The 18,235-nt window shown below is 43.2% G+C and carries 10 protein-coding genes and 1 other annotated feature; all 10 genes read left to right on the top strand.

Translation table 11 applies throughout. The annotated features are described in order from the left end of the window. Positions 1–177 precede the first annotated feature (177 nt). The 10 genes from upp to WKT11_RS12370 all read left to right on the top strand — a co-directional run bounded on the left by upp (position 178) and on the right by WKT11_RS12370 (position 18,125). On the top strand, positions 178–807 hold the full coding sequence (gene upp / locus WKT11_RS12415) for a uracil phosphoribosyltransferase (protein ID WP_117674961.1): 630 nt from the start codon (positions 178–180) through the stop codon (positions 805–807). 44 nt (positions 808–851) lie between these two features. Next, positions 852–992: a sequence feature (ribosomal protein L10 leader region), on the top strand. A gap of 41 nt (positions 993–1,033) precedes the next feature. Beyond that, the gene (gene rplJ / locus WKT11_RS12410; protein ID WP_117674959.1) at positions 1,034–1,537 is read left to right on the top strand and encodes a 50S ribosomal protein L10; all 504 of its coding nucleotides are present in this window, start codon (positions 1,034–1,036) and stop codon (positions 1,535–1,537) included. Between the two features lie 67 nt (positions 1,538–1,604). After that, a complete protein-coding gene (gene rplL / locus WKT11_RS12405) occupies positions 1,605–1,979 on the top strand; it encodes a 50S ribosomal protein L7/L12 (protein WP_019163102.1) in 375 nt (124 codons plus the stop codon). Positions 1,980–2,066: 87 nt separating this feature from the next. Next, the gene (locus WKT11_RS12400; protein WP_117845797.1) at positions 2,067–4,166 is read left to right on the top strand and encodes a right-handed parallel beta-helix repeat-containing protein; all 2,100 of its coding nucleotides are present in this window, start codon (positions 2,067–2,069) and stop codon (positions 4,164–4,166) included. Between the two features lie 248 nt (positions 4,167–4,414). Further along, the gene (gene rpoB / locus WKT11_RS12395) at positions 4,415–8,278 is read left to right on the top strand and encodes a DNA-directed RNA polymerase subunit beta (protein WP_117845795.1); all 3,864 of its coding nucleotides are present in this window, start codon (positions 4,415–4,417) and stop codon (positions 8,276–8,278) included. Between the two features lie 17 nt (positions 8,279–8,295). Continuing rightward, positions 8,296–12,036, top strand: a complete 3,741-nt coding sequence (gene rpoC / locus WKT11_RS12390) for a DNA-directed RNA polymerase subunit beta' (protein WP_117674953.1) — start codon at positions 8,296–8,298, stop codon at positions 12,034–12,036. Between the two features lie 300 nt (positions 12,037–12,336). Beyond that, positions 12,337–14,385 (top strand): serine/threonine-protein kinase, encoded by a 2,049-nt coding sequence (locus tag WKT11_RS12385; RefSeq protein WP_340284627.1) that lies wholly within the window; start codon positions 12,337–12,339, stop codon positions 14,383–14,385. After that, complete coding sequence (locus tag WKT11_RS12380; RefSeq protein WP_117674950.1) at positions 14,369–15,184, top strand: PP2C family protein-serine/threonine phosphatase; 816 nt, start codon at positions 14,369–14,371, stop codon at positions 15,182–15,184. The genes WKT11_RS12385 and WKT11_RS12380 overlap by 17 nt, the downstream gene beginning before the upstream one ends. A gap of 14 nt (positions 15,185–15,198) precedes the next feature. Continuing rightward, positions 15,199–16,428 carry a hypothetical protein gene (locus WKT11_RS12375; protein ID WP_117675038.1) on the top strand — a complete coding sequence of 410 codons (1,230 nt, stop codon included), beginning with the start codon at positions 15,199–15,201 and terminating at the stop codon, positions 16,426–16,428. 422 nt (positions 16,429–16,850) lie between these two features. Beyond that, the gene (locus WKT11_RS12370; RefSeq protein ID WP_340284622.1) at positions 16,851–18,125 is read left to right on the top strand and encodes an extracellular solute-binding protein; all 1,275 of its coding nucleotides are present in this window, start codon (positions 16,851–16,853) and stop codon (positions 18,123–18,125) included. Positions 18,126–18,235: the final 110 nt, after the last annotated feature.

Here is an 18,235-nt window from a genome sequence, read left to right as displayed (position 1 = left end):
GCCAAAATCCCGAGACATATCGCGCGAGTTTATGCGATTAGCATAAATTCTGTGCATCGCGAAGCGTGTTACTGAGAACGGAGTGAACAGTAACAAAATATTCCTTTTATAAAATGCCATCAGGCATTATAATAGGGGAAAACAGTTACAATGTATAACTAAGAGAGGAAAAAGATAATGGAAAATGTTTATATCATGGATCACCCATTGATCCAGCACAAGATCTCCATGCTGAGAAATAAAAACACAGGAACAAATGAATTCCGTAAACTGGTAGAGGAAATTGGAATCCTCATGGGTTACGAAGCTTTAAGAGATCTTCCTGTAGAAGACGTAGAAGTGGAAACTCCGATCGAAACCTGTATGACACCAATGATCGCCGGAAAGAAACTGGCAATTGTACCGGTCCTGCGTGCAGGTCTTGGAATGGTCAACAGCATCCTGACTCTCGTTCCATCTGCAAAAGTCGGTCATGTAGGACTTTATCGCGACCCGGTAACACACGAACCGCACGAATATTACTGTAAACTTCCGGAATCCATTGATGAACGAATTGCAGTTATCGTAGACCCAATGCTTGCAACCGGCGGTTCCGCAGAAGCAGCTATCGATTTTGTCAAAAAACAGGGTGGCAAAAACATCAAATTCATGTGTATCATCGCAGCACCAGAAGGACTCAAACGTCTCCACGAAGCACATCCGGATGTGCAGATTTACTGCGGACATCTTGATCGTGAATTAAATGACCACGCTTATATTTGCCCGGGACTCGGCGATGCCGGAGACAGAATTTTCGGAACAAAATAAAAAATATTAAAAATCACTCTTGACAATATAAAGTCAATGTGCTATTCTATGCCAGAACGCTGCCGAAGACAGTAGGTGCCGTAAGGCATAAGTTATAAACGCCTACCGAGGACTAAGTATTCTTTATGTTTATGGAAGATTACGCAAGCCTTACTGTCATGCAGTAAGGCTTTTTCTTTACTCATTTGCAGCGGTATACAAAATCTATAAGGAGGTGTACCATTTCATGGCAAAAGTAGAACTTAAACAACCGATCGTAGAAGAAATTATCAACAACGTGAAAGATGCAGAATCTGTAGTACTCGTTAACTACAGCGGTCTTACAGTTGAACAGGATACTGCTTTACGTAAGGAATTAAGAGAAGCTGGTGTTGTATACAAAGTATACAAAAACACAATGATGCATCGTGCATTCGAAGGTACTCAGTGCGAAGAACTTATCCAGCACTTACATGGAACAAACGCTCTGGCAATCTCTGCTACAGACGCAACTGCTCCGGCAAGAATTCTTGATAAATTCGCAAAGAAGAACCCGGCTTTAGAGTTAATCGCAGGTGTCGTTGAAGGAAACTACAACGATCAGGCAGGTATTCAGGCACTGGCTGGAATCCCGTCCAGAGAAGAACTTCTTGGCAAACTGCTTGGAAGCATCCAGTCTCCGATTACAAACTTCGCTCGTGTGCTTAATCAGATCGCTGAGAAAAACGGCTCTGAAGCAGCAGCTGAATAATTTTCATTAATGCCCAAGGGCACAAAAAGAACGAATCTAAAATAATATTATATGGAGGGAATTTAAAATGGCAAAATTAACAACAGAAGAATTTATTGCAGCAATCAAAGAATTATCTGTATTAGAATTAAACGACTTAGTAAAAGCTTGTGAAGAAGAATTTGGTGTATCCGCAGCAGCAGGTGTTGTAGTAGCAGCAGCTGGAGCAGCTGGAGAAGCAGCTGAAGAAAAAGATGAGTTCGACGTAGAACTTGCAGAAGTTGGACCAAACAAAGTTAAAGTTATCAAAGTTGTTCGTGAAGTAACTGGCTTAGGTCTTAAAGAAGCTAAAGAAATGGTTGACGGTGCTCCGAAGGTTGTTAAAGAAGGCGCATCCAAAGCTGAAGCTGAAGACATCAAGACAAAACTTGAAGCTGAAGGTGCTAAGGTTAACCTTAAATAATTATCTTCCTATTATATATAGAAGATTTACAAGCAGGAATGCCAGTGGTGTTCCTGCTTTTTTTACAGAGCCGGAGGGTTACAGACTATGATGAACAGGACAGCAGCAGGGATATTTGGCATTATTATGGCGGCGCAGCTTTGTCTGACCCCATACGCAGGTGTAAATGTACAGGCTGCCCAGCAAGAGGAAGAGCAGTTATTTGAAGACGCATCTGAAAGTGACGGATCTTTTGAAGATGTTTCCGACGCGGATGTGCAATCAGCAGAGAATCCTGCGAATGAATTTACAGAAAATGAATCTGAAGTGGATGGCTTTGATGACGGAAATACGGAGAGCTTTTCCGCGGGAGATGACGATCAGACTCAGAAAGAGATGCAGGAGCTTGTGCTGAATGTGCAGGATGGAGAAGACATCACTGTGAAATTAAATACATTGCTGGCTCAGGCAAGAGACCGTGCAACCGATGAAAAACCATGCAAAGTGATTATTCCGCCGGGGAACTACATACTTACAGGAACCCTTCATATGTACAGCAACATTTATCTGTACGCAGAAGGTGCCACGATAACGAAAACTTCACCGAGAAAAGAGATTTTACTTCGTCTGGGAGACAGTCAGACATCAGAAGGCGGGTATGATGGATATCGCAATATAACAATCGATGGCGGTATCTGGGATGCAAACTATGAATCGGTGGAAAACAAAGAAGAATCTGGTGGTTTTGTAGGTTTCAGAATAGGACATGCTACAAATGTCACAATAAAGAATGCTACATTTCTTAACAATCTCAAATCCCATTTTCTGGAGCTTGCGGGCGTAAAGGATGCAGAAATCACAGGATGTGCATTCAGAGGCTACTGGAAAGATTATGAAGGCGGCGGTCAGGAATGTATTCAGCTGGATGCCTGTATGCCGAAGATTTTTCCAGGATATCTTCCATATGATGGAAGTGTCTGTGAGAATATCGTGATAAAGGATAACACTTTTGAGGATGTATTTGCAGGAATCGGCAGTCACAGTATGGTGTTTGACAGACCATATAAGAACATTACGATCTGTGACAATCAGTTTGCTAATCTGAGAAAGAGAGCAATCTGGTGTCTGAATTATCAGGATACGGTGATAACCGGAAACGTCATGAGTAATGTTGGTGGCGGAATCTATGTGCGTTCCGTTTATACCAGAAATTCGCACACTCTGGAAGGTCAGGAACTTTCAGCGGCCGGAAACCAGTATGCGGAGAATATTCTGATCGAGAATAACCAGATCGCAATTGCGGATCCGGCCCTGATAGATAATAAGCAGTGGGATGGATATGGTATCTGGATCACCGGGGAAATATCTCAGGGGTCAGCCGGAGAGAATAAACCGTCTGAAGATGATGATCCGGAAAACACTGCAAGCTCGGCGGCAAATGGTGTTCCGGCAGGGAGATATATTGTCCGGGGCGTTACTGCCAAAAACAATATGATCAGTGGATATGGGGATGGAATTAAGCTTACCTGGGCCGAGGATTGTATATGCCGGGGAAACACAATAAGGCTTTCACAAAATCAGATGTACAGCAATACGGGAATCAGAGTTGCGAAAGGCAGCAATATCCGGATTTTATATAATGATATGTCTGGTGGAAACGATTATGGAATCTATATAAATGGAACAGAGGCAGCAAAGAAAATCTGCCTGGTTTACAGAAATACCATATCCGGATTTTCAAAAGATGGAATCTGTGCGCTGCGATTTGCAGCAGGAGGCCGGATTGAGAGAAACAGGGTAAGTTCAAATCTTAGAAACGGTATTCTTATTAAATATACAGAAAATAGTATTGTTAATGGAAACTATACTTATAAAAATAAAGGAAAAGGAATACTTTTACAGGGATGTCCGTCAGCGGATATAACGGATAATTTTTCTTCCAGAAATGGCAGCAATGGGATCGAAATCAATGCAGAAAGCGATAATTCCAGAATTCAGGGGAATATATGTGGATCAAATAGCAAATCAGGTTTGTGCATTACAGATTCAAAAGGGATTTCTGTGGATGGAAACACATTTGACAGCAATAAGGACTATGCGGCCGAATTCATCAACTCCCGCATTAACAGCAATAAGGATAATGAATTCAATGAAAATGGTCATTCCGACAATATCCGCACAAAGAACAGCAAAATTTCTGAGGAATAGTTATTATGTACACTGTGAACAATAATAACAAAGACGTTATTGATAAAGAATCGCAGATTTTTATATAGAGAAAAAACAGTAATCCAATTTTTAAAAAAATATAAAAAAATCAAAAAAAGTGATTGACAGGCGCAACTTGCTGTGCTATAGTGAAGAATGCTATATTATGGCAAGATGTGCCTTTATGTCTTTTGGCAAAAAGGGTCAAGTTATAATAAATTTAAAGAAAAAACAGGGGTGAAACGTCAATGGAAAAAAACAGAATTCGTTCTGTAAAAACTGGAAAAAGCATGCGTATGAGCTACCAGAGACAAGAAGAAGTCCTGGAAATGCCAAACCTGATCGAAGTCCAGAGAGATTCTTATAAATGGTTTCTTGATGAAGGACTGAAGGAAGTCTTTGATGATATTTCTCCGATCGCGGATTACGCCGGAAAGCTCAGCCTGGAATTCATCGACTTTACATTTGACGAGAAAGATGCAAAATATAATATCGAACAGTGTAAAGAACGTGATGCAACTTACGCCGCACCTTTGAAGGTTCGAGTGAGACTGATTAACAAAGAAACAGAGGAAATCAACGAACACGAGATTTTCATGGGAGATTTACCTATCATGACAGTTACAGGTACCTTTGTCATCAATGGTGCAGAGCGAGTAATTGTCAGCCAGTTAGTACGTTCCCCTGGAATCTATTACGCAATCGCGCATGATAAACTTGGTAAGAGATTGTTCTCCAGTACTGTAATCCCGAACAGAGGTGCATGGCTGGAATATGAGACAGACTCTAATGATGTTTTCTACGTACGTGTTGATAGAACAAGAAAGGTTCCGATTACTGTTCTGATCCGTGCACTTGGCGTAGGAAGCAATGCAGAGATTATTGATCTCTTCGGCGAAGAGCCAAAGATCCTTGCAAGTTTTACAAAAGATACATCCACTAACTATCAGGAAGGTCTTCTTGAATTATACAAGAAAATCCGCCCGGGTGAGCCGCTTGCTGTTGACAGCGCAGAGAGCCTTATCAACGCAATGTTCTTTGATCCGAGAAGATATGACCTTGCGAAGGTTGGACGTTATAAATTCAACAAGAAACTTCACTTCAACAAGAGAATCGTTGGTCATAAACTGGCTGAGGATGTTGTTGATGCTTCTACAGGCGAGATCCTGGCAGAAGAGGGAACTGTTGTAACAAAAGAAATGGCAAATACCATCCAGAACAGCGCCGTTCCATATGTATGGATCCTTGGCGAGGAAGACCGCAGAATCAAGGTTCTTTCCAACTTAATGGTGGATATCCGCCACTACCTTCCGGAGATCGAAGATCCGAAGAGCATCGGTGTTACAGAATCAGTATACTACCCTGTTCTCGAGAATATTCTGGAAGAAAATGACACATTAGAAGACAGAATCGCAGCGATCCACAGAGATATCCATGATCTGATTCCGAAGCATATCACAAAAGAAGACATCTTTGCTTCTATCAACTACAATATGCATCTGGAATATGGCCTTGGCAATGCCGATGATATCGACCACCTTGGAAATCGTCGTATCCGCGCGGTAGGTGAGCTGCTTCAGAATCAGTACAGAATCGGTCTTTCCAGACTGGAACGTGTGGTTCGTGAGAGAATGACAACACAGGATACGGACAATATTTCTCCGCAGTCCTTAATCAATATCAAACCTGTAACTGCAGCAGTGAAAGAGTTCTTCGGTTCTTCCCAGCTGTCACAGTTCATGGATCAGAACAACCCTCTTGGTGAGCTGACCCATAAGAGACGTCTTTCCGCCCTGGGACCTGGCGGTCTGTCACGAGACAGAGCCGGATTCGAGGTTCGAGATGTCCATTACTCCCATTACGGAAGAATGTGCCCTGTTGAGACCCCTGAAGGTCCTAACATCGGTCTGATCAACTCCCTTGCATCTTATGCAAGAATCAATCAGTACGGATTTATCGAGGCACCTTACCGTAAGATCGACAAAACAGATCCTAAGAATCCTCGTGTAACAGATGAGGTTGTATATATGACCGCTGATGAAGAGGATAATTACCATGTAGCACAGGCCAACGAGCCTCTGGACGAAGAAGGACATTTCGTTCATAAGAATGTATCCGGTCGTTTCCGCGAAGAGACTCAGGAGTATGAGCGTCATATGTTCGATTACATGGACGTATCTCCTCGTATGGTATTCTCCGTCGCTACTGCTCTGATTCCGTTCCTGCAGAACGACGATGCTAACCGTGCGCTGATGGGATCAAACATGCAGCGTCAGGCCGTACCGCTTCTGACAACGGAAGCTCCTGTAGTTGGTACAGGTATGGAAGTGAAGACAGCAGTTGACTCCGGCGTCTGCGTAGTTGCAAAGAAATCCGGTACTGTACTTCGTTCCACATCTACAGATATCAGCATCAAGAACGATGATGGTACAAAAGATGATTATCATCTGACTAAATACTTAAGAAGTAACCAGAGTAACTGCTACAACCAGAAGCCAATCGTATTCCAGGGTGAACACGTAGAGGCCGGACAGGTTATTGCAGATGGTCCTTCCACAGCAAACGGAGAGCTTGCTCTTGGTAAGAACCCGCTGATCGGATTTATGACATGGGAAGGCTACAACTACGAGGATGCTGTACTTCTTAGCGAAAGACTTGTTATGGACGATGTTTACACATCTGTTCATATTGAAGAATATGAGGCAGAAGCCCGTGATACCAAACTCGGACCGGAAGAGATCACACGTGATGTTCCTGGTGTCGGCGATGACGCACTGAAGGATCTTGATGAACGTGGTATCATCCGTATCGGTGCAGAAGTTCGTGCCGGTGATATCCTTGTTGGTAAGGTTACTCCTAAGGGAGAGACAGAGCTTACTGCAGAAGAGAGACTTCTCCGTGCAATCTTCGGTGAGAAAGCACGTGAAGTACGTGATACTTCTCTGAAAGTACCTCATGGTGAATACGGTATTGTCGTAGATGCCAAGGTATTTACAAGAGAGAATGGCGATGAGATGTCCCCTGGTGTAAACCAGTCCGTACGTATCTATATCGCACAGAAGAGAAAGATTTCCGTTGGTGATAAGATGGCCGGACGTCACGGTAACAAGGGTGTTGTTTCCCGTGTACTTCCTGTAGAAGATATGCCATTCCTTCCGAACGGACGTCCTCTTGATATCGTCCTGAACCCTCTGGGTGTGCCTTCCCGAATGAATATCGGACAGGTCCTGGAGATTCATTTAAGCCTTGCTGCGAAAGCACTTGGATTTAATGTTGCCACACCTATTTTCCAGGGTGCCAATGAGCATGATATCCAGGATACACTGGAACTTGCAAATGACTATGTAAACACAGAAGATTTCGAAGAGTTTCGTGAGAAATATAAAGATATTTTAGCACCGGATGTAATGCAGTATCTGGATGAGAATAAAGCCCACAGAGCACTGTGGAAAGGCGTTCCGATCTCCAGAGATGGTAAAGTGCGTCTTCGTGACGGACGTACAGGTGAATATTTCGACAGCCCTGTAACAATCGGTCACATGCACTATCTGAAACTGCATCACCTGGTAGACGATAAGATCCATGCACGTTCTACAGGTCCTTACTCTCTGGTAACACAGCAGCCTCTGGGTGGTAAAGCTCAGTTCGGTGGACAGCGTTTCGGTGAGATGGAGGTTTGGGCACTGGAAGCTTACGGTGCATCTTACACACTGCAGGAGATCCTGACAGTTAAGTCCGATGATGTTGTTGGCCGTGTTAAGACATACGAAGCAATCATCAAAGGTGACAATATTCCTGAGCCGGGTATTCCGGAATCCTTCAAGGTTCTCTTAAAAGAGCTTCAGTCTCTTGGTCTGGACGTGAAGGTACTCAAGGATGACAATACAGAAGTACATCTTCTCGAATCTGTAGACTACGGTGACACAGACCTTCGTTCTGTCATCGAGGGAGATTCAAGAAGACATCACGACAGAGAAGAAGACTACGGCAAACACGGCTATACAAAGCAGGAGTTTGACGGAGAAGAACTCGTTGACGTTGAAGAGGACGAAGATGAGGAAGACGACTTCAATGAACTGGATGAAGTTCTTGAAGACAATGACGAAGAGTAAGAAAGGGGAAAGAATACATGGCAGAAACAACTAACGCCAATGAAACATATCAGCCAATGACTTTCGATGCCATCAAAATCGGACTGGCGTCCCCTGAGAAAATCAGAGAGTGGTCAAGAGGCGAGGTTTTAAAACCTGAGACCATCAACTACCGTACCTTGAAACCGGAGAAAGACGGACTTTTTTGTGAAAGAATCTTTGGACCGAGCAAGGACTGGGAGTGCCACTGTGGAAAGTACAAAAAGATTCGCTATAAAGGCGTTGTCTGCGACAGATGTGGTGTAGAAGTTACCAAATCTTCTGTACGTAGAGAGCGTATGGGACATATCGAGCTGGCTGCTCCGGTATCCCACATCTGGTATTTTAAAGGAATTCCGTCCCGTATGGGTCTGATCCTTGACATTTCTCCGAGAACTCTGGAGAAAGTTCTTTACTTTGCAAACTATATCGTACTGGATCCGGCAGATTCCGGACTCCAGTACAAACAGGTACTTACAGAGAGAGAATATCAGGATGCCCGCGAGGCTTACGGATATAATTTCCGCGTAGGTATGGGTGCAGAATCTATCAAAGAGCTTCTCGAAGCAATCGATCTTGAGAAAGATTCCGCAGAACTTAAGAAAGAATTAAAAGATGCTACCGGACAGAAACGTGCGAGAATCATCAAACGTCTCGAAGTTGTAGAATCTTTCCGTGAGTCAGGAAACCGTCCTGAGTGGATGATCATGACTGTTATCCCTGTAATCCCGCCAGACCTTCGTCCGATGGTTCAGCTGGATGGTGGACGTTTCGCAACATCTGACTTAAATGACCTTTACAGAAGAATCATCAATCGTAACAACCGTCTGAAGAGACTTCTGGAGTTAGGTGCACCGGATATCATTGTTCGTAACGAGAAACGTATGCTTCAGGAAGCAGTTGATGCCCTGATAGACAATGGTCGTCGTGGACGTCCTGTAACAGGTCCTGGAAACAGAGCCCTGAAATCTCTTTCTGATATGCTGAAAGGTAAATCCGGACGTTTCCGTCAGAACCTTCTTGGTAAACGAGTTGACTATTCCGGACGTTCCGTTATCGTCGTAGGACCGGAACTTAAGATTTACCAGTGTGGTCTTCCGAAAGAAATGGCAATTGAGCTGTTCAAACCATTCGTTATGAAAGAGCTTGTTGCAAACGGAACTGCACACAATATTAAGAACGCTAAGAAAATGGTTGAGAAGCTGGAGCCGGCTGTATGGGATGTTCTGGAAGATGTAATCAAAGAACACCCGGTTATGCTGAACCGTGCACCTACACTGCACCGTCTTGGTATCCAGGCATTCGAACCGATCCTTGTAGAAGGTAAAGCAATCAAACTGCATCCGCTGGTTTGTACTGCGTTCAACGCTGACTTCGATGGTGACCAGATGGCCGTACATCTTCCGCTTTCACAGGAAGCACAGGCAGAGTGCCGTTTCCTTCTGTTATCACCGAACAACCTGCTGAAACCTTCTGATGGTGGTCCTGTAGCCGTTCCTTCACAGGATATGGTACTTGGTATCTACTATCTGACACAGGAAAGACCTGGAAACAAGGGTGAAGGCAAATATTTCAAGAGTGTAAACGAAGCAATCCTTGCTTATGAAAATAAAGTAATCACACTGCAGTCCAGAATTCACGTTCGCTGCAGCAAGACAATGCCGGACGGAACTGTTCTGACCGGTACAGTAGAATCTACACTTGGACGTTTCCTGTTCAACGAAATCCTTCCTCAGGATCTTGGTTTCGTAGACAGAAGTATTCCGGGAAATGAACTTCTTCTTGAGGTTGACTTCCTGGTAGCTAAGAAACAGCTGAAACAGATTCTTGAAAAAGTTATCAATACTCACGGTGCTACAAAGACTGCTGAGGTTCTTGATGCAATCAAAGCTACAGGTTATAAATATTCCACACGTGCAGCCATGACTGTTGCCATCGCCGATATGACCGTTCCGCCTCAGAAACCGGAAATGATTAAACAGGCCCAGGATACTGTAGACCTTATCACAAAGAACTACAAACGTGGTCTTATCACTGAAGAAGAGCGTTACAAAGAAGTTGTTGATACATGGAAGAAGACTGACGATGAGCTGACACATGCTCTGTTGTCCGGACTTGATAAATACAACAACATCTTTATGATGGCTGACTCCGGTGCCCGTGGTTCCGATAAACAGATCAAACAGCTTGCAGGTATGCGAGGACTGATGGCCGATACAACCGGTCACACAATCGAGCTGCCTATCAAGTCAAACTTCCGTGAAGGTCTTGACGTACTGGAATACTTCATGTCTGCGCATGGAGCTCGAAAAGGTATGTCCGATACCGCTCTTCGTACAGCCGATTCAGGTTACCTGACAAGACGTATGGTTGACGTTTCTCAGGATCTGATCGTACGTGAGACAGACTGCTGTGAGAACAGAGATGAGATCTCAGGTATGTATGTAGAATCCTTTACAGACGGTAAAGAAGAGATCGAAGGACTTCAGGAGCGTATCACAGGTCGTTTCTCCTGTGAGACAATTAAGAATAAAGATGGCGAAGTTATCGTTAAAGCTAACCATATGATCACACCAAAACGTGCAGCCCGTATCATGAAAGAAGGCGTGGACAACCAGACTGGCGGATCTATCGAGAGAGTTAAGATCCGTACAATTCTTACATGTAAATGTAAAGTTGGTATCTGTGCGAAATGTTACGGTGCGAACCTTGCAACAGGTGAAGCTGTTCAGGTTGGTGAATCTGTTGGTATCATCGCAGCACAGTCTATCGGTGAACCTGGTACACAGCTTACCATGCGTACATTCCATAGTGGTGGTGTTGCCGGTGGAGATATCACACAGGGTCTTCCTCGTGTCGAGGAGCTTTTCGAGGCAAGAAAGCCGAAAGGTCTTGCCATCATCACAGAGATTCCTGGTGTTGCTGTTATCAATGACACTAAGAAGAAACGTGAAGTTATCGTTACAGATCAGGAAACAGGTGAATCCAAGACTTACCTTATTCCTTACGGATCCCGTATCAAGATCACAGACGGACAGATTCTTGAAGCCGGTGATGAGCTTACAGAAGGTAGCGTAAATCCGCATGATATCCTGAGAATCAAGGGTGTACGTGCAGTTCAGGATTACATGATCCGTGAAGTACAGCGTGTATATCGTCTCCAGGGTGTTGAGATCAGTGATAAGCATATCGAAGTTATTGTTCGTCAGATGCTGAAGAAGATCCGTATCGAAGATAACGGAGATACAGAATTCCTTCCTGGAACACTGGTTGACTTCCTTGAATATGAGGATGTTAACGAACAGATGGAAAAAGAAGGCAAACAGCCTGCAGATGGAAAACAGGTTATGCTTGGTATCACCAAGGCATCTCTTGCTACAAACTCCTTCCTGTCAGCCGCTTCCTTCCAGGAAACAACTAAGGTTCTGACAGAGGCTGCTATCAAGGGCAAAGTTGACCCGTTGATCGGTCTGAAAGAGAACGTAATCATCGGTAAACTGATCCCGGCTGGTACTGGTATGAAGCGTTACAGAGATGTAAGACTGAACAGTACAATGCCTGAGCCAGAAGCTCCTGTTGAAGAAACAGCAGAGGAACTTCAGGATGAAGAGATCAAAGACGATGAGATGATCACAATGGATGAAGAACTTCCGGAAGAGGAAGAATTCGATATTGAAGAATTTGATGCAGATGAAGCTGATGATGTGGAAGATGCTGATGATACAGAAGATAACGAATAATTCCTGATTTCGGCACAGGATTTTTATCCGGATTGATTGAATTGCGAATATTCGCTTTAATATGAATGATAAGAGGACTATTATACTGGCAGAATTGCTGGTATGGTAGTTCTCTTTTTTGATATTATAAAAAGATTTAACCAAAAGATTGCCCCAAAAGATTCCAGTGGAGATAAAAAGAGAAAAATACAAAGAAGTCGGGTTTTGTGTTATAATTTGCAGATAAGACGAAGATTTGTTTTATGATTTTGATATCATAATGAAAGTATTATAGATATAAGACAAAGAAGGAGGTGTAGCATGGATAAAGAATTGCCGGTTTCGGCATGGCCGGAATGGAAGATCATAGAGAAGATCGGCGAAGGTTCTTTTGGAAAAGTTTACAAAGCGCAGAGAACAGAACGTGGAAAATCTTTCTATTCAGCCATTAAGATCATCAACATACCCGGAAGCCAGAGCGAGCTAAACAGTGTACGTTCCGAAACGGGAGATGACCAGTCCACCAGACAGTATTTTCAGAATCTGGTAGAGGAGTGTATCCAGGAAATCAGCACCATGGAGTATTTCCGGGGAAATTCTTATATTGTTTCTGTAGAAGACTTCAAGGTTATGGAATATCTGGATGCCATAGGCTGGGAAATCTCCATACGAATGGAATATCTTACTAGTTTTATTGATTATTGTGCAGAGAAACAGCTGACTGAAAATGAAGTGATACAGCTTGGAATGGACCTGAGTAAAGCTCTGGAGTATTGCCGGAAACTTAAGATCATTCACAGAGACATCAAGCCGGAGAATATTTTTGTATCCAGATTTGGCGATTTTAAGCTTGGAGATTTCGGAATTGCCCGTGAACTTGAGCGGACAATGAGTGGATTTTCCAAGAAGGGAACTTACTCTTATATGGCTCCGGAGATGTATAAGGGCGAGAAATATGACAGCAGAGTGGATATTTACTCCCTTGGAATTGTACTATACAAATTGATGAACCACAACAGACTGCCATTTATGAGTTTGGAAAAGCAGTTTATTACATACAGAGATAAAGAGAATGCATTAAATAAGCGTGTCGCAGGTGAGAAGATGAGCGTTCCGGCGGATGCAGGAGAGTTGTTCGCGCAGATTATTCTGAAAGCCTGTGCCTATGATCCTGCGGAGAGATACCAGACTCCGGAGGAGTTTTATCGTGCGCTAGATGATCTGAAGAATGGAAGAATTATAAAGAATCGGCAGATATCGCAAAGCGAGATGCCTTCATCTAAGATTGCATCAACTGTTGGAAACCGGTATAGGACACCACAAATTACATTCGAACAGAGCTCAAAGAGCCAAAATGAAAAGAAAACGGGATCAGATATACGGGATGTACAAGAGCAGAATATGCCTAAAAAGAAAAGCCAGTCAAGTGGACAAAATATTTCAGACAGAAAGAGATTGTCAGATGCTCCATCACGCAGTTCCGTAAATAGAAAGACAGCAGCTGTTACATCAGGGCAAAATCCGAATAGGACGAGAACAGCAGATGCATCAGTACAGACTGCTGTATCAGCAGATAAAACGCAGCAGCGAAATGCAGGCGCAGCAACAAGTGCTACAGTTTCAACGGTCAGAAATACGAGTGCTACAGCCTCAGCGGTTAGAAGTACAATTACTCAGGAAACACCATCAGAGACAGTTGCGATGAGATCTGCCAGGGCGGTAGAAGCCAGAAAACGCAGACGCAGAAAGAAGCAGTTGTTGCGAAGGGCACTGGTTGCAATCGTAGCAGGAGCAGCAATACTGGGTATGGCAGGCATTTACTATAAAGTAAGTCTGCGTAACCAGCAGGCAAATCAGGAAGATAATCCGATTGCAATTCTGGAGGATAAGAAATACAGCTCCTCGAAATCTGATTCCAAAGATTTCTCAAAGACATTGGATACGATCAAGGAGCAGGCAACAACGATTACGGACAATCTGGACAGCTATGACTGGGTTGGTACAGAGGGAACTGTTTTACGATATCTGCGCAGAGTTAAGACTACTCAGCAGTCAGACGGAAATATGGACATTGAAAGCGAATGCATGAAAGCTCTGGTTTACCCGGCAGAGTCAGAAGACGGTGTTTATGAGGAATATTTCTATTGGGGTGAGAGGCTTTTCTTTGCATATATCTGGTATGATGAAACTTCAGAATACTATTATTATGATGACGGTGAGCTGATCCGCTGGATCGATTCCAATGGCAAATGCCATGACAATGAAACAGATAATGATGAGTTTGTAAAACGTGGCGAGAAATACTGGAATAATTCACTGAAAGCATTGAAGGGAGAAGGTACAAAGACAGACGATGGCGTATCAGATTGAGTGTGCATATACCTGCCATATGGGAAATGTCAGGGCAAATAATGAGGATAATTTCTGGTGCTTTGGAGAATCCCTCCCAATGAACAATGAGGGGACAAAAGGCATCTGTTCGAAGATTATTTCCGGAAGCAGAGTACCGGCAATGGCAGTATTTGACGGCATGGGAGGAGAAAGCTGTGGAGAAGTAGCAGCTTTTCTCGCTTCCGAAGAATTTGGAAAATTTTACAATACAAATAAAAGAATGCTGAGAGATATCCCGGAAGAGTTCATAGATGGAATATGTAAGAAGATGAATCAGGCAGTATGCAGTTATGGGACGGACAACCATATTCAGAGTATGGGCAGTACCATGGCGATGGTTCTATTTACGCCGGAGTCTATGTTTGCCTGCAATCTCGGAGACAGCAGAATCTATCTCTGGGGTGAAAATAAACTGCGCCAGATTTCTACCGATCATGTTCTGGGAAGGTCGATGGTGGGAAAAGCTCCATTAACACAGTATCTGGGACTTCCCGAGGATCTGCAGATGCTGGAACCATCTGTGGCAGAAATCGAGCATAAAGAAGGTTATAAATATCTGCTGTGCTCGGATGGGGTGACGGATATGCTTTCGGACAGAGAAATCGAAGAAATTCTGTCGGGAGGTCTGGGGCTTTCAGAAATGGTAGATACTCTTTTACAGACTGCACTGGATAAAGGCGGAAGAGACAATGTGACGATCGTGCTTTGCGAAGTGCAGAAGTTAGATACGGTCCGAATGGTAAAAACATGGATGAAAAATCTGAAAGATAAAAAATGAGAGGTGAAGGCAGTATGAAAAATCGTATGCAGGATCTGGACTTTGAGCAGACGGTGGCATTTGATAAAGTACAGGATTATGAATTTACCAGAAGGGCAGCTCAGAGATTCCGCCAGGTAGTAAGCCTTGACAGTTTCGAAGATGAGGATTCAGATGTTATTTTTCATTATTTATATAAAGAGATGGAGCTGGTATCCTTTGGCGATCACCTGAAGCGTTACATTTATGAGAGAGCAGAACTGGAAGAACCTTTCTCAGAAGTTCCACAGGAGGTATATAAGGAAATCATACTGGATTCATTTAAAGAGACCTATACCCCCAAGTCAATGAATCCTACCTCAACGAAATTATCGGCGCTGGTCAATAACTGGCTGAATCAGGCTTCAGTAAAAAGAGAAACCGTTTTCCTGCTTGGATTCGGATTAAAAATGACAGCCGAAGATGTTTCGGATTTTCTGACCAGAGTATTAAAAGAGCAGGATTTTGATTTCCACAATCCGGATGAGGTAATCTACTGGTATTGTTACAGTACCCAGCAGGGATATCACAAAGCAGAGGAGTTAAAGAAGAAATATGAAACGCTCTCTCCGGTAGAAATGGATAATACTCAGGTTCTATACGGAAATAATCTCTGTCTGGATACAGAAGAGAAGCTGATAGATTATCTTGCAAAACTGAAGGCTAAACGAGTAGATCCGATATCCGAGAAAAGCCAGGCATTCCGGGAATTTACGAGACTGCTTTATCATGCAAAACAGATTATCGCCGGACTTTATCAACATGATGAGGAGGAAAAAGGTGGGGATAAAGTGTGGACAGCAGAGAGAATCACACCGTCCGATGTGGAAAAAGTAATCTGCAGCGGGATTCCGATTAACAAAATGGGAAATCTGAAAAAGATGTCGGCCTCCATTCTCGCAAAACATTTCAGCCAGAAGCGTTTCAGCAGACAGAGAATCACGAACATCCTCAGCCACAAACTCCCTGTGGAGCGATTTGACCTGATCACGCTGGAGTTTTTTATTGTATCGCAGGAGATGGAGGATGATGATCCATTTAACAGATACAAGCATTTCCTTGATGAGATTCAGGACATCCTGCTTCGATGCGGAATGGGCGAAATCTACATAGTGAATCCTTATGAATGTTTCCTTCTTATGTGTCTCCTGACGGACTGCCCTCTGGCAGTGTTCTCGGAGATATGGGAGAAGTCCTATGAAGAGGGAGAAGCTGAAGAGGCATAATGGTATAAACAGGAGAAGCCTTTTGCTTTAAGCAGGATAAATCAGTTCGGGATTGCCGGACGTAGATTGTTCTATTCTGCATAGGCAGAGGGCTTCTTTTTTGCTCTTATTATTTTGTTAAAAGAACCGCGCTTTGTGCATAATATATAAAAAACGATATATAATATTGTTGAAAATATTAGAAAAGTAAAAAACAGCATAATTGTCTCTTGACTATGAATCGTTTCAACTATATAATAAAACCATCTAATGAATCGTTTCATTTTTGAGACAATCATTGATATCAATAATGCATTCATAAAAGTGCTTATCTGAATCCGGCAGATGGAAAAATACTTTTGTGAATGCAAAAAATAAAAGCAAAGATGAAACGTTTCAAAATCAATCCACATAACCAAACTCAAAAATCAGGAGGACGAAAAATGAAGAAAAAAGTATTAAGCGTGGTAATGGCAGCAGCTATGATGACATCTGTATTCAGCGCAACAGCTGTTACAGCTTCTGCAGCAGATGCAGAAGAACTTACTATCTGGGTTCATGAGACCGACTCACCGGAAGGACAGCTTTATAAAACACTGATCGATGAATTTAATAAGGAATATGAGGGAACTTATCATGCAACTTTAACTCAGATTGCAAGAAGCGGTGACGCAGGTGGATATGATGATAAAGTCAATGCAGCGATCACAAACGGCGGACTTCCGGATGTATTCACAGTAGATGGCGTTGCAGTTGCACAGTATGCAGATGCAAATGCAATCGTACCGATCGGTGATTATTTCAAAGAAGACGAATTAGCTGATTTCAACCCGTCTATTATCCAGCAGGGTACATACAATGATGAATTATATACATTAGGTGCTATGGACTCCTCTGTAGGTATTTTCTATAACAAAGATATGTTTGAAAAAGCAGGAATTGAGCCTGCTACAGCAGAAAAACCATGGACTCTTGCACAGCTTGAGGATGCAGCTAAAAAACTGACAACAGATGACTGCTATGGAATCACAATGTCTCTGGATGCAAAAGATGAGACATGTATCTACTTCTTCCTTCCGCTGATCTACTCTCAGGACAGCAGCGTACTGGACAAAGACGGAGAAACAGCAGAAGGCTTCCTTAACGGTGATGCAACTAAGAATGTATTTAACTGGATCAAGGACATGGCAGACAATGGATATGCAAGTGCAACACCTGCAGAGAACAGCTTTGAACTTGGTCAGGCTGCAATGGCTCTGACAGGATCCTGGGAACCAGGTAATCTTGCAAAATACGATATTAACTGGGGTCTGATGCCAATGCCTGTTTATGATGAGAATTCTACTCCGGCATCTGCCTGTGGTTCCTGGACATTTGCAATGAGCAGCAATTGCTCTGATGAGAAAAAAGAAGGCGCAGCAGAGCTGATTCGCTTTATGACAAGCACAGATGCCAGTGCAAGAATGTACGAAGCAAACGCAATGCCGCCTGCAAGAAGTTCTGCATTTGAGAAAATTGACGCATTCAATGAAGAACCACTGAACGTATTCAGCTATCAGTTACAGAACACAGCAAAAGCAAGACCTGTATCTGTATACTATCCGATCCTCAGCAATCAGTTTGCAACTGCATTACAGAACGTACTTACAGGTATGGAAGTAGATGAAGCTCTGGATCAGGCTGTAGAGCAGTATAACTTCCAGGCAGATATTTACTAATCAGTAATTGTGACTGCGGAGTTTGCTGAACTCCATAAAAAAGTTTCGAATTTCCTGTGACAGAATTCCGGGGCATCATACATGAAAGGTGTCCCGGAATTTGAATTGTA

Source organism: Blautia sp. HCN-1074 (assembly GCF_037890165.1).
In the GTDB taxonomy this organism is placed as follows: Bacteria; Bacillota; Clostridia; order Lachnospirales; family Lachnospiraceae; genus Blautia_A.
This window is presented reverse-complemented; position numbering and strand designations above follow the sequence as displayed.